The 13915-nt window shown below is 68.4% G+C and carries 9 protein-coding genes; 1 reads left to right on the top strand and 8 read right to left on the bottom strand.

Annotated features, from left to right (window positions below; translation table 11 throughout):
- Nucleotides 1-12 precede the first annotated feature (12 nt).
- From ALI144C_RS13085 to ALI144C_RS13050, 8 genes are all read right to left on the bottom strand, one after another.
- Complete coding sequence (locus ALI144C_RS13085) at nucleotides 13-1410, bottom strand: neutral zinc metallopeptidase (RefSeq protein WP_076987364.1); 1398 nt, start codon at nucleotides 1408-1410, stop codon at nucleotides 13-15.
- Between the two features lie 79 nt (nucleotides 1411-1489).
- Nucleotides 1490-2893 (bottom strand): Si-specific NAD(P)(+) transhydrogenase, encoded by a 1404-nt coding sequence (sthA, locus tag ALI144C_RS13080; RefSeq protein WP_076987363.1) that lies wholly within the window; start codon nucleotides 2891-2893, stop codon nucleotides 1490-1492.
- A gap of 76 nt (nucleotides 2894-2969) precedes the next feature.
- A complete protein-coding gene (gene glgB / locus ALI144C_RS13075; protein ID WP_083752993.1) occupies nucleotides 2970-5141 on the bottom strand; it encodes a 1,4-alpha-glucan branching protein GlgB in 2172 nt (723 codons plus the stop codon).
- 82 nt (nucleotides 5142-5223) lie between these two features.
- Complete coding sequence (locus ALI144C_RS13070) at nucleotides 5224-6582, bottom strand: maltokinase N-terminal cap-like domain-containing protein (protein ID WP_076987361.1); 1359 nt, start codon at nucleotides 6580-6582, stop codon at nucleotides 5224-5226.
- Complete coding sequence (gene treS, locus ALI144C_RS13065) at nucleotides 6579-8360, bottom strand: maltose alpha-D-glucosyltransferase (protein ID WP_076987520.1); 1782 nt, start codon at nucleotides 8358-8360, stop codon at nucleotides 6579-6581. The genes ALI144C_RS13070 and treS overlap by 4 nt, the downstream gene beginning before the upstream one ends.
- A 1180-nt stretch (nucleotides 8361-9540) precedes the next feature.
- Nucleotides 9541-11508: an alpha-1,4-glucan--maltose-1-phosphate maltosyltransferase gene (locus ALI144C_RS13060; RefSeq protein ID WP_076987360.1), complete on the bottom strand. Its 1968-nt coding sequence runs from the start codon at nucleotides 11506-11508 to the stop codon at nucleotides 9541-9543.
- 53 nt (nucleotides 11509-11561) lie between these two features.
- A complete protein-coding gene (locus tag ALI144C_RS13055; RefSeq protein ID WP_076987359.1) occupies nucleotides 11562-12176 on the bottom strand; it encodes a DNA polymerase beta superfamily protein in 615 nt (204 codons plus the stop codon).
- A gap of 48 nt (nucleotides 12177-12224) precedes the next feature.
- On the bottom strand, nucleotides 12225-12854 hold the full coding sequence (locus ALI144C_RS13050; protein WP_237774119.1) for a TetR/AcrR family transcriptional regulator: 630 nt from the start codon (nucleotides 12852-12854) through the stop codon (nucleotides 12225-12227).
- A gap of 58 nt (nucleotides 12855-12912) precedes the next feature.
- Between ALI144C_RS13050 and ALI144C_RS13045 the strand changes: the two genes are divergently transcribed.
- Nucleotides 12913-13860, top strand: a complete 948-nt coding sequence (locus tag ALI144C_RS13045) for an NAD(P)-dependent alcohol dehydrogenase (RefSeq protein ID WP_076987357.1) — start codon at nucleotides 12913-12915, stop codon at nucleotides 13858-13860.
- Nucleotides 13861-13915: the final 55 nt, after the last annotated feature.

Here is a 13915-nt window from a genome sequence, read left to right as displayed (position 1 = left end):
GCAACAGTTACGTCAGCGCAGGTCGCAGGCGTTGAGTCCGTCCACCGCGCCTGTCCGGAACGCTGCTACGCGTTCGAATCCGGTCGCCGGTGCCTTGCCGTCGACATCCCGCGCGGGGTAGTCGTAACCCAGCAGCACCTGGACCGCTTCGTCCAGGTCACCCGGCGACAGCGTGAACACGCCGTTGCCTTCCCTCGTGAGTAGGAACTTGCTGTACGCGCCGGAGACGCACAGCACTGTCCGCTGCGCTTCGGCGCCGGTCAGCGGCTTGTCCAGCACGGCGAGCAGGCCGACGGCGTACCGGCTGCTCACGATCGTCCCGGTGGCCCAGTCGCCGATCTTGGTGTGCAGGTCGGTCAGCTTGCCCTTGGTCTGCATGTCGATGGTCTTGTCGTCCGGGCAGTACGCCACCGGGCCCTGGTCGCCCTTGCTGCACCGCGGCGCGCTGGTCACCTTGTCCAGCTTCGGCGTGGGCCACTGCTTGCCGAGCTTGTCCGCGGCGCTCTTCATGAACGCGTTCAGGTCCGGTTCGAGCTGCTGGACGGCCTGGTCGAACGGCAGGTTGCCGCCGGTGGCCTCGTCCTGCCTGCTGATGAACCCGCGCTGGGTGAACACCCGGTTGTCGACCGTGATCTCCGAGCAGAGCTTCGCGCCCTTCTCGAACCCGTCCTGGAACGCCGAGACGCGGTCGAAGGCGTCACCGTGCGCGCCCTCGGCGGTCTGCTCGGTGCCGACCGGGTCCTTGAACAGGACCATCGCCTCGAGCGCCGGGTCGAGCGACTCCCGGTCCAGTCGCAGGTTCGCGGCCTTGCCGTCGGACACCCAGCGGACGAATGAGCCCGCGTAGCAGTCGGCCTGCGATTCGAGCAGGATCGTCGGGTAACGCTGGGGGTCGCTGCGTTGTTTCTGCTGCGTGATGCCCGCCCGACGCTGCACCGCGTGGCCCATTTCGTGCGCCAGCACCAGCATCACCGCAGCCTCGCCGAACTTCTCCTTCAGCACGGGCAGCAGCGACGCGCGGTCCCACGCGATGACGTCGGCCGACGGGCAGTAGAAGGCGTTGCCCTCCACGTCCGAGGCCTGGTCGGTGCACGGTGGCGGCGGGGCGGCCTTGTCACTCGTGTCCACCGAGTAGTACCCGCCGCGCAACGGCTCCCACCGCTTGCCGTCGAACGTGGCGGGATAACCGTCCTCCCAGAACTTCTCCACGTCCTTGACCACCGTGCCGGCGAGCTTGTCGATCTCGCCGCCGTCGGTGTTGTTGATGAAGGACGTGTCGATGTCCTCCTGGTTGTCGGGGTTGAGCACGCGGCCGGCGCCCAAGGGCGTGCCCTGCACCGAGACCGTGCACGCGGACAACACGACAGCACTGACGAGCACCGCACTGACTACGCCGAACGACCGGATCACCCCTCAAGTGTGCCTGTTCTCGTGCCCTTGAGGGGGACCGATCATGTGCCGAACCGATATCGGCGCCCCGAAGTGCGGATCAGGTCTGGAAGCGGGCGAGTGCCCTGATCTTGTTCGTCGCGTCGAGCGCGGCGACCTTGTAGGCCTCCGACAGCGTCGGGTAGTTGAAGATCGCGTCGACGAGGTAGTCGACGGTGCCGCCGCAGCCCATCACGGCCTGCCCGATGTGCACCAGATCCGTCGCACCCGTGCCGAACACGTGCACGCCGAGGAGCTTGCGGTCTGTTGTGGACACGAGCAGTTTCAGCATCCCGTACGAGTCACCGGCGATCTGGCCCCTGGCGAGCTCGCGGTACCTTGCCGTACCAGTCTCGTACGGCACCGATGACGTGGTCAGTTCCGCCTCGGTCGCGCCGACGTACGAGATCTCCGGAATCGTGTAGATGCCGATGGGTTGCAGTGCCGCCAGTTCGTTGGCCGGTTCGTCGAACGCGTGGTACGCCGCGAGCCTGCCCTGGTCCATCGAGGTGGCGGCCAGCGCGGGAAAGCCGATCACGTCACCGACCGCGTAGATGTGGCCGACCGGCGTCTGGAAGTGCGGGCCGACCTCCAGCCTGCCGCGCTTGTCCGCTTCGAGACCGGCCTTGTCCAGCGCGAGTTCGTCGGTCACGCCCTGACGGCCCGCCGAGTACATCACCGCTTCCGCCGGGATCCGCTTGCCGCTGGCCAGCGTGGTCACCGTGGCGTGCTCGTTCACGGCGACGTCGACGACCTTCTCGCCGAAGCGGAACGTCACCGCCAGGTCGCGCAGGTGGAACTTGAGCGACTCGACGATCTCCGGGTCGCAGAACTCCAGCATCCGTTCCCGCTGTTCGACCACGGTCACCCGGCAGCCGAGCGCGGCGAACATCGACGCGTACTCGATGCCGATCACACCGGCGCCGACCACGACCATGGACGCGGGAATGGTCTCCATCTGCAGGATCTCGTCGGAGTCGAGCACCCTCGCCTCGTCGAAGTCGACGGCGTTCGGTCTGGCCGGACGCGTCCCGGTGGCGATCACGATCTTGTCGCCGCTGATCGCCGTGCGCGCACGCCCCTCGACCGCGACGGTGTGCGGGTCGACGAACTTCGCGAGCCCGTCGATGATGTCGACGTGGTTGCGCAGCAACTGCGCGCGCACGACCTCGACCTCCCGGCCGATCACGTGCTGCGTGCGGGACAGCAGGTCGGCGATCGTGATGTCCTGTTTGACCCGGTAGCTCGCGCCGTACAGCTCCCGCTGCGCCATTCCGGTCAGGTACAACACCGCCTCGCGCAACGTCTTCGACGGGATGGTGCCCGTGTTGACGCAGACGCCGCCGATCATGTCGTGCTTGTCCACGATGGCGACTCGTTTGCCGAGTTTGGCGGCGGCGATCGCGGCCTTCTGCCCGCCGGGCCCGGATCCGATGACGATCAAGTCATAGTCGTGCGCAGTCACGCCTACAGCCTGCCATCTCCCGGGCCATCGCGAGTGTTCAAGCGGGTTAGAACCGGCCTAAACACTCACGAGTGGGTTACGCGGGTACCAGCCAGATGACGCCCTGCGGCGGGAGTTGCAGCACGGCGGACGCCGGTCGGCCGTGCCAGGGCCTGCCGGTGGCTTCGACGTCGCCGTAGTTGCCCACGCCCGACCCGCCGTACGTCTGCGCGTCCGTGTTCAGGACTTCACGCCAGTGGCCCGTCTTGGGCAGGCCGACGCGGTAGTCGTTGTGCGGCATGCCCGCGAAGTTCGCGATGCACACGACCGTGCTGTCGTCGGCCGGGTCGATCCGGACGAAGGACAGCACGTTCCCGGCGGCGTCGTTCGCGTCGATCCACGAGAAGCCCTCCGGTGCCGTGTCGGCCGCGAACATCGCCGAGTTGTCCCGGTAGACCGTGTTGAGGTCGCCGACCAGCTTGCGGATCCCCGCGTGCAGCGGATCGTCCAGCAGGTGCCAGTCCAGCGAACGGGACTCCGACCACTCGTCGACCTGGCCGAACTCGCCACCCATGAACAACATCTGCTTGCCGGGGTGCGCCCACATGAAGGCCAGCAGCGCGCGGACACCCGCGGCCTTGTTCCAGTCGTCGCCGGGCATGCGAGTCCACAGCGAGCCTTTGCCGTGCACGACCTCGTCGTGCGACAACGGCAGGACGTAGTTCTCGCTCCACGCGTACACCAGCGAGAACGTGATCTCGTTGTGGTGGAAGGAGCGGTGCACCGGGTCATGGTGCAGGTAGTTGAGGGTGTCGTGCATCCAGCCCATGTTCCACTTGAAGCCGAAACCCAGTCCGCCGAGGTGCGTCGGACGGGTCACGCCGGGCCACGCCGTCGACTCCTCGGCGACCATCATCGCGCCGGGGTGTCGCCTGTAGACAGTCGCGTTCAGCTCCTGGAGGAACCGCACCGCGTCCAGGTTCTCCCTGCCGCCGTGCTCGTTGGGCAGCCACTGGCCTTCCTGGCGCGAGTAGTCCAGGTAGAGCATCGAGGCGACCGCGTCGACGCGCAGGCCGTCGATGTGGAACTCCTCCAGCCAGTACAGCGCGTTCGCCACCAGGAAGTTGCGGACCTCGTTGCGGCCGAAGTCGAAGACGAGCGTGCCCCAGTCCGGGTGCTCGCCGCGGCGCGGGTCCGCGTGCTCGTACAGCGGCTGGCCGTCGAACCGGGCCAGCGCCCACGAGTCCTTCGGGAAGTGCGCGGGCACCCAGTCCATGATTACGCCGATGCCGCGGGAGTGCAGGTGGTCGACGAAGAACCGGAAGTCGTCCGGGCCGCCGAAACGGGACATCGGCGCGTAGTAGGACGTGACCTGGTAGCCCCATGACCCGCTGAACGGGTGCTGGGCCACCGGCATCAGTTCGACGTGCGTGAACCCGAGTTCGGTGACGTAGTCGGCCAGCTGTTCGGCCAGCTCGCGGTAGCCGAGGCCGGGCCGCCACGAACCGAGGTGCACCTCGTACTTGCTGACCGGGCGGCGCCACCAGTCCGTGCGCTCGCGCTCGGCGACCCACTCGCCGTCGGTCCACTCGTAGTCCGAAGTAGACACGATGGACGCCGTCGCGGGTGGCGGCTCGGCGCTGAAGGCCAACGGGTCGGCCTTCTCGTGCCAGTGGTTGTCCTTGCCGAGCATCCGGAACTTGTAGCGGCTGCCCTGCGGCAGGCCGGGCACGAACAGCTCCCAGACCCCCGACGAGCCCAGTGAACGCATCGGGTTGGCCCGGCCGTCCCAGCCGTCGAAGTCGCCGCAAACCCTGACACCACGGGCATTCGGCGCCCACACGGCGAACGACGTGCCCACCACGGGCCCGACAGGGGTGTCGTAGGAGCGCACATGCGCGCCCATGACGGTCCACAGCCGCTCATGCCGCCCTTCGGCGAGCAGGTGCAGGTCCAGTTCGCCCAGCGTGGGCAGCCAGCGGTACGGGTCGTCGACCAGTTCGGCCTTGTCGCCGTACGTGACCTCGAACAAGTACTCGGTCGGTGTCTGCTTCAGGACCGCGGCGAACAGGCCGGGCGCCACTTCGTCCAGCTCCTGCTTGAGATCCCCGGCGAGGACGGTCACGGAGCTCGCGCCGGGCCGCAGCGCGCGCACCACCGCGCCTGCGGGGTGCGGGTGTATGCCGAGCACGGAGTGCGGATCGTGGTGTGCGCCGGCGAGCAGGCGGTCGACGTCCTCGGCCGGCGGGGCCGGATCGAGTGCTTTCACTTGGGTGATCCTAGTGGTCGGAGGGCTTGGTCGCAGGTCACACCTCGTGAGTGTTCAAGCGGGTCAGAACCCCGGTGAACACTCACGAGGCGATCCTGGCTATGGAGGTCAGGGGGATCTGCAGCCAGTCCGGGCGGTTTGCCTGTTCGTACGCCACCTCGTAGATGGCCTTGTCCAACTCGAGCGCGCGCAACAGGACCTCGTGGTCGCGGGGGTCCCCGTTGGGGGAGATCTCCGCGTAGCCGTCGCAGAACGCGCCGCGGTTGCGGCTGGTCCACTCCTGGGCGCGCACCGCGAGCTGGTGGTCTTCCTGCTGTCCGACAAGCAGTTGGTGTGCCGCGTAGTCGAACGACCTGAGCATCCCGGCCACGTCGCGCAGTGGCGACCGAGGCGCGAGGCGTTCGCTCACCGGCGCCGCCGGTTCGCCTTCGAAGTCGATCAGCACCCAGCCGTTGACCGTGCGCAGCACCTGGCCCAGGTGCAGGTCGCCGTGCACGTGCTGGATCGGGACGCCGCTGTCCGCCGCGCCCCGCGCCTGGTCGAACACCTGGCGGATGGCGTCCGCCAGATCCGCCAGGTCCGGCACCGCCGCCATGACGCTGTCCAGCCTGCGGTGCATCGCGTCGACGGCCGCGTCGAGCTCGCCCGGCTCGATCGGGCGGGAGTCCAGCGCACGAGCCAGGTCCGCGTGCACCGCCGCCACGGCCGCGCCGAGGCGGCGCGCCTCACCGGCGAAGTCGCCGCCGACCTCGTCGGCGTGCAGGTCGCCTTCGGCCATCAGGTCGCGCACGCTCGTGGTCGCCATCGCCCAGCCGTCCGCCGCGTCGGCGAGGAACTGCTGCAGCATCCCCAAAGTCGGCCGGTCGCCGTCCTCGTCGGAGATCCAGCCGAGCGGCTGCGCGATGTGCTCGCAGCCGACCGAGTGCAGCGCGCGGTGGATCCGCAGATCCGGGTTCGGGCCCGCGGACAGCTTGCGGAACAGCTTCAGGATGTACTGCTGGCCGTAGATCAGCGACGTGTTGCTCTGCTCGGAGGTGACCGCCCGGCCACGCAGCCCCTCGTCGAGGTCGACGTCGTCCTCCCGGTGGAAGGAAATCGGGCCGGTGGAGCCCTGCTCGGCCATCGCGTCGAGCAGGAACGTCATCAGCTCCGGGTCCGCGGTCGCCTCGTACCAGTGGGTGCCGTCGCTGTCGACCCAGACGCCGGCCAGGTGCTCCGGTGGCTGCTCGCGGCTGCCGAGCAGCAGCTGGTAGACCGCCTTGCGGTCGTCCTGCATGACCTCGACCAGGGCGTGCACCAGTCTGGGGTCCTTGTCCGACAACGCGATCACGCGGACCGGCCGGGCCTCGGTCACCGGTCGATCCTTGCCGCCGAACCACCGCTGGGTGGGCAGCCACGTCGGCAGTTGTTCGGCCAGCATCCGCAGCACCGGCTCCGTCATCCCTCGTCCACCGCCATGATCTCGAACCAGTAGAAGCCGTGCCCGGGTAGTGTGAGCAAGTAGGACAGCTCACCGATCAGCGGGAACCGCACCCCGCCGGTCAGCTCGACCGGCTGACGCCCCTCGTACTCCGAGAGGTCGAGCTCGACCGGCTGCGGGAACCGGGAGAGGTTGTTCACGCAGAGCACCGTGTCCTCACCGTGTCGCCGCAGGTACGCCAGCACGCTCGGGTTGGACGAACCGAGCTCCTGGAAGTCCCCGAGACCGAACGCGCTGTGTTGCTTGCGGACCTCGATCATCCGGCGGGTCCAGTGCAGCAGCGACGACGAGTTGTTCAGCTGCGACTCCACGTTGATCGCCTGGTACCCGTACACGGGGTCCGCGATCACCGGCAGGTAGATCCGGCCGGGGTCGCACTGGGAGAAGCCGCCGTTGCGGTCGGGTGTCCACTGCATCGGCGTGCGGACCGCGTCCCGGTCACCGAGCCAGATGTTGTCACCCATGCCGATCTCGTCGCCGTAGTACAGCACCGGCGAACCGGGCAGCGAGAGCAGCATCGCGGTGAACAGTTCGAGCTGGTTGCGGTCGTTGTCGAGCAGCGGTGCCAGCCGTCGGCGGATGCCGATGTTGGCTTTCATCCGCGGGTCCTTGGCGTACTCGGTGTACATGTAGTCGCGCTCGTCGTCGGTGACCATCTCGAGGGTCAGCTCGTCGTGGTTGCGCAGGAAGATGCCCCACTGGCAGCCCGACGGGATCTGCGGGGTCTGGGCGAGGATCTCCGAGATCGGGAACCGCGATTCCCGCCGCACCGCCATGAAGATGCGCGGCATCAAGGGGAAGTGGAACGCCATGTGGCACTCGTCGCCGCCGACCGCCGAGTCGCCGAAGTACTCGACCACGTCCGACGGCCACTGGTTGGCCTCGGCCAGCAGCACCCGCCCCGGGTACTCGTCGTCGACGACTTTGCGGCACCGGCGCAGGAACTCGTGGGTGCGCGGCAGGTTCTCGCAGTTGGTGCCCTCCTCCTCGAACAGGTAGGGCACGGCGTCCAGCCGGAAGCCGTCGATGCCGATGTCCAGCCAGAACCGCAGCACCTCCAGCATCGCCTCCTGCACCTCGGCGTTCTCGTAGTTGAGATCCGGCTGGTGGGAGAAGAAGCGGTGCCAGTAGAACTGACCGCGGACCGGGTCGTACGTCCAGTTCGACGACTCGGTGTCGACGAAGATGATCCGGGCGTCCGGATAGCCCTCGTTGGAGTCCGACCACACGTAGTAGTCGCCGTACGGGCCTTGGGGGTCGGTGCGGGACGCCTGGAACCAGGGGTGGGCGTCGGAGGTGTGGTTGAGCACCAGGTCGGTGATCACCCGGATGCCGCGCCGGTGGGCCTCGTTGAGCAGGTAGACGAAGTCGTCGACGGTGCCGAACTCGGCCAGCACGGCACGGAAGTCGCTGATGTCGTAGCCGCCGTCGCGCAGCGGCGACGCGTAGAACGGCGGCAGCCAGAGGCAGTCGACGCCCAGCCAGGCCAGGTAGTCCATCTTGGACGCCAGGCCGCGCAGGTCGCCGGTGCCGTCGCCGTCGGAGTCGGTGAAGGCGCGGACCAGCACCTCGTAGAAGACCGCTGTCTTGTACCAGTCCGGCTCGCGCGCCGCCGGGCGGGCCGAGCGGAAGTCCTCGGCCTGCGGTTCGACCAGATGCCCGTCGGCCAGCACGGCTTCACCCGTATGCGGGACCCCTTCCAGCCCCAACGCGGAGTCTGGACGTGATTCCTCGGACACAGTCGCCACTTTCGCACCACTCGTTCGCTCGAGACCCATCACTTTGGTGGTACCCCAAAGCGCGGCTGCTTGAACAGCGAATGCTCTGGCGGTGAGCGGACTCTAGCGGTCAACCGCCGCGTGGGCGAACTACGGTCCCCTTTGGTGCTTTCCGGTCCCCGGTCGTGTCGCCGGGTGTGTCGGGTGTCCGGACGTGATGTCCAGGGAGGTGGGTCAGCCTGGTGACGGGAGGCTTGCCTCCGATGGCGGCCTGGGCCCGCGCGATTTCTTCGGAAACGAGGGGTGAACATTCCAAGCACTGGTCGGTCCTTCGTCGCGCTGCCCTCGCCGGACCAACTGTAGTTGTGGAAATCCTCGACCCCGGAGAGAACGTCTGCACTTTGCCGCCGAACCATTCACCGGTCACGCGCGGAATGCCTCGGCCCCGTGCCGCGACGATCTGTTCGAACGGCGACTGGAATCCGTTGTAGCACCTCGTGCGCGTGAACTCCCGCTGGAAGCCGTTCTCGGTGCAGCGGTCCCAGACGTTGCCCGTGCAAGGCACTGGTGCCACCACGCGCCGGGCGTACGTCGGGATACGGCGTTCCGGCAGTGCGGAACATGTCCACTGTGCCGCTTCTAAGAGCGGCGCTTTCGGTCCTGTTGGTGTTTCGCTCCGATTCCGGCCGATTCGGTTCCGGGCGCGGAATTGCCCGCGCCGCGCCGAATGCCGGGTGGCGACTTTCGGTGTTCCCGCCGTCGCTCGGCGTGTCTACTTTGGAGGGATGGTCCGGACTACGCACAGTGGACTGGGTGGCCGGAGTCTCACCTGAATGGCCGATTTCTGTTTTGATCCCAATCGCGGAATTGCCGAGTCAGGCATCGGTGTGAGCGTGGCCTGTCGGGGGCTCGCTCACGGGTCCTCTGGCAAGCGGGTCGAAGCCGTCTCCGAACGCACGGAGTCCACGACGACCTGGGTGAACCCGGAAGGCTAGCGCACCACCGAGGTGAACGGCGGCCCGGTCAGGGTCAAGTGCGGCGACGCGCAAGGGCAGCGACGGGGGCGAACCCGCCGGACGGCCGGGGTCTGAAGATCGTCGGCTACTACAAGGACGCGGCGGGCAACTACGCCGCGGTGCAGAGCCCGCGCCCGTCGAAGGCCACCCGGGTCTGCGGGTGGCCGTCGTCAACGGCAAGGACTTCAGCGCTGGACCGAGATGATGTGCGCCACGGCGTTCCACGGTTCCAGCCGGACGTAGTTCGACTGGCCCCAGTCCCACGTCTGCCCGGTCACCTCGTCGAACGCGGTGAACCGGTCGTGCCAGCGCATGCCGAGCTCCGGCATGTCCAGCCAGACCATGGCCTCGGTGGTGTTGAACGGGTCGAGGCTGAGCACGACGACGACCGTGTCGCCGGTCGCCGGGTCCACTTTGGAGTATGCGAGCACGGCGTCGTTGTCGACGTTGTGGAAACGCAGGGTGCGCAGCTGCTGGAGCGCCGGGTGGGCACGGCGGATCGCGTTCAGCCGCCGGATCCACGGCTCCAGCGAACGGCCGTCGGCCAACGCCTGCTCCCAGTCACGCGGCCGCAACTGGTACTTCTCCGAGTCCAGGTACTCCTCGCTGCCCTGCCTGACCGGTTCGTACTCGAACAGCTCGTAGCCGGAGTACACGCCCCAGGTCGGCGCGAAGGTCGCGGCCAGCGCGGCACGCAACGCGAACATGCCGGGCCCGCCTTCCTGCAGCGACGCGTGCAGGATGTCCGGCGTGTTGACGAACAGGTTCGGCCTGGCCTCGTCGGCGTGCTTGACCAGCTCCTGGCCGAACTCGATCAGCTCGTGCTTGCCCGTCCGCCAGGTGAAGTACGTGTAGGACTGGGTGAAGCCGAGCCGGGCGAGGCCGTAGAGGCGGGCCGGGCGGGTGAACGCCTCGGACAGGAACAGCACGTCCGGGTGGGTGGACTTGACCTGGCTGATCAGCCAGTGCCAGAAGTCCGGTGGCTTGGTGTGCGGGTTGTCGACCCTGAAGATCCGCACCCCGCTCTCCACCCAGTGCGTCACCACCCGCAGGACCTCCGAGTACAGCCCGCGGGGGTCGTTGTCGAAGTTCAGCGGGTAGATGTCCTGGTACTTCTTCGGCGGGTTCTCGGCGTACGCGATCGTGCCGTCCGGGCGTGTGGTGAACCACTCCGGGTGCGCCTTGACCCACGGGTGGTCCGGCGCGCACTGCAACGCCAGGTCGAGCGCGACCTCCATGCCCAGCTCGTGGGTGCGGGCCACGAAGTCCTTGAAGTCCGCGAGCGTGCCGAGCTGCGGGTGGACCGCGTCGTGGCCGCCCTCGTCCGAGCCGATCGCCCAGACCGAGCCGACGTCCTCGGGCACGGAGATGACGCTGTTGTTCGGACCCTTGCGGTTGACCTTGCCGATCGGGTGGATCGGCGGCAGGTAGACCACGTCGAAGCCCATCGACGCGACCCGTTCGAGCTCGTTCGCGGCCGTGGCGAACGTACCGTGCACCGCCTTGCCCGACTCGTCGACGCCGCCGGTGGAGCGCGGGAAGAACTCGTACCACGAGCCGAACAGGGCGCGTTTCCGGTCGACCCACACGCGGATCGTCTTGCCCCGGGTGACCAGCTCCCTGACCGGGTGGCTGGTCATGATCTTGTGCACCGGCTCGGACAGCGCCTCGGCGATCCGGGCGGGCAACGGCCGCTCGGTGTCACGCAGGGCCTGCGCGGCGGACGTCAGCAACCGCTTCTCGCCGTTGCGGTTGGGGCGGCGGGAAACCCGCTCGAGCAAGCGGGCCCCGCTCTCCAGGTCGTTCCACAGCTCCTCGGGCGTCTGCGCGGCGCCGACCTTCACCTCGACCGCGTGCTTCCACGTCGACCACGGGTCACTCCACGCGTCGACGCGGTACGTCCACAGCCCCTCGGTGTCCGGGACGATGACGGCGACGAACTCGTCCGGCTCGGTCGGGTGCGGCGCCATCCGGGTCTGCCGGGCGGCGGTGTCGGTCGGTCCGCGCCAGGCGACGGTCGCGGCGACCGCGTCGTGGCCTTCCCGCCACACCGTCGCCTGGATCGGAACATGTTCTCCGACAACGGCTTTGACCGGGTATCGGCCACAGTCGACAGACGGGGAGACATTGTCGATGCCGAGACGACCGCTCACAGAGGCGCTCCTCAGGTGTGGGGTTCTGCCTCTAGTCTGCCGTGTCAGCGCCCTCAGCGTGTAATGGGGCTGCTCCAAACGCGTTGGTAAGCCTGTCGTAACCAGGCGTTCGCAAGATCGCGGTCGGGGCGTTCCGGCAGGGGTGACGTCGTGATCAGCTTCTCCAGCTCGGCTTCCAGCTCGTCGGCCGCGGCCAGCGCCTCGTCCTTGGTGTGCTTGCCCTGCCGCAGATCCCGCAGCCACGCCAGCCACGGCTCGGGGATCGGCAGGGTGATCCGGCCGGTCTCCAGCAGTTCGACCCCCTGCACGCCGAGCCGGACCATGTGCATCGCGTACTTGGCGTCGAAGCCGTACTTCTCGATCAGCTCCGGCCGGTTCGTGTGCTTGCGGTGCCCGAGCATGCCCGCCCGCTGCGAGCGCAGGTAGCCGATGAAGCGCATGCCCGCCTGCCGCGACAGCACGATCTCCGGCTTCGCGCGCAGTTCCCGGCCGAGGTCGTCGAAGCGTTCCAGGCCGACGACGTACTCGGGCGGTTCGACGCAGATGCCCATTTCGTCCCGGTCGTCCTGGCCCTGGATGGCTGTGCCGTGCACCCCGGAGCCCACCTGTACGCGCAGGATCGTGCTCCGCTCGGCGATCGCGGCGAACTGGGGAGACGAGTGCTTCATGACCCGGATTTGTACCGTCTTACCAGGGCGGACGCGTACTGGTTTTCGCTACAGGGCGGCCTCGAACGGGATCGCGACGGGCCGGGGCAGCGGTGCGGTGTTGCCTGCGTTGTCCGCGCGGAACGACTGGAGCAGGTATGCCACCAGCCGCCGCGACGCGGCCGCCGTCGCCTCGGGCGACCCGGCCTGGATGCCGCCGTTGGCCTGGAGGACGAGTGCCACGTCGCCCATGTGGAAGTCGCGGCGGAGCACCCCGGCCGCCTGGGCACGGGCCACCAGTTCGGCCAGTCCCCGTTCGGCCTGTTCGCGCTGCGCCTGGAACTCCTTCGCGTGCGGGAACGCCGTGACGAACGCCTTCGCGAAGCCCCGGTCCCGTGCCTGCATCGCACAGACCTCCTCGACCACCTGGCAGAACGCGCGCCACGGGTCAGGGTCGGCCAGTGCGGCATCGAGCATGCCGCCGCATTTGATCATCTGTTCGGCGAAGGCCGCCGCGACCAGGTCCTCCTTGGTGGGGAACCGGCGGTACAGCGTCGCGACGCCGAGGCCCGCGCGGCGGGCGATCTCGCTCATCGGGACGTCGAGCCCTTCGGTGGCGAAGACCGCTCGCGCCGTGTCGAGGATCTTGACGCGGTTGGCGGCCGCGTCCGTGCGCAAGGGAGGCAATGTCGTCGGCACGTCTCTCACTTTAGGGGAAGTGGAAGACCCTTTCCGGTTTCCTGGGTAGAACTGGAGCATGTCTTCCACTTCAATGCGTTACGCGACGTTCGACCGTTACGGGCCGCCCGAGGTGTTGTCGGTGACCACCGGACCCGTGCCACGGCCAGGACCCGGCGAGGTCCTGGTGCGGGTGCGCGCCGTGTCGGTCAACGGTGGCGAACTCACCGCGCGCGCCGGGAAGGTGCGCCTGGTCACGGGCAACAAGTTCCCCCAGCGGATGGGGGTCGACCTGGCAGGCGAGGTCGTCGAGCCGGGGACGAGCAGGTTCGCCGCGGGCGACCTCGTCTGGGGCTCCGTCGGCCGGCGGCTGGGCTCGGCCGCCGAGTACGTCGTCGTCCCACCCGAACGGATCGACCACATCCCCGCCGGGATCGACGAGCTGCGGGCTGCCGCCCTGCTGGCCGGGACCACGGCGATCACCGCGTTTCGCGACAAGGCCGCGCTCGAGCCCGGCGAGCGCCTTCTCGTGCGGGGCGCGACCGGCGGCGTCGGCTACGTCGCCGTGCAACTCGGGAAGGCGATGGGCGCGCACGTGACCGGGCTGGCGAGCGCGGCCAACCTGGACATGCTGAAGGAACTCGGCGCCGACGAGCTCGTCGACTACCGCGCACCCGGCGACCTCGGTCCCTTCGACGTCATCCTCGACACGGTCGGCACCGGGCTGCCCGCCGTCCACCGGTTGCTCGCCCGGCGCGGACGGATGGTCGCGATCGCGTTCGACGTCGACCACCCCGCCCGCTCGGTCGGCTACATCGCGGCGCAGTCGATTCGCCGCCACCGCCGGATCCACGCCTTCAGCGGCGACCCGACCGCGGCACTGCTGGCCGAACTCGGCCGCTGGGTCACGGCCGGGGCGATCCGCCCGTACGTCGATCGTGTGTTCCCGTTGTCGGACATCGCCGCCGCGCACCGCGCGCTCGAACAGGGCGGTGTCCGGGGCAAGGTCGTGGTCGACCTGTCCTGACGGGTCCACAGCGGAACGGTCTTCAAGATCGCGCCCGGCGGTAAGTATGGTGCTC

The organism is Actinosynnema sp. ALI-1.44 (assembly GCF_001984155.1).
Taxonomy (GTDB): Bacteria; Actinomycetota; Actinomycetes; order Mycobacteriales; family Pseudonocardiaceae; genus Kibdelosporangium.
This window is presented reverse-complemented; position numbering and strand designations above follow the sequence as displayed.

Bases quoted from the DNA above. Each gene is read 5' to 3' on its own strand.
- ALI144C_RS13070 (WP_076987361.1), bottom strand. From the start codon at position 6,582: ATGACGGAGCCGGTGCTGCGGATGCTGGCCGAACAACTGCCGACGTGG.
- ALI144C_RS13055 (WP_076987359.1), bottom strand. From the start codon at position 12,176: ATGAAGCACTCGTCTCCCCAGTTCGCCGCGATCGCCGAGCGGAGCACG.
- ALI144C_RS13045 (WP_076987357.1), top strand. From the start codon at position 12,913: ATGTCTTCCACTTCAATGCGTTACGCGACGTTCGACCGTTACGGGCCG.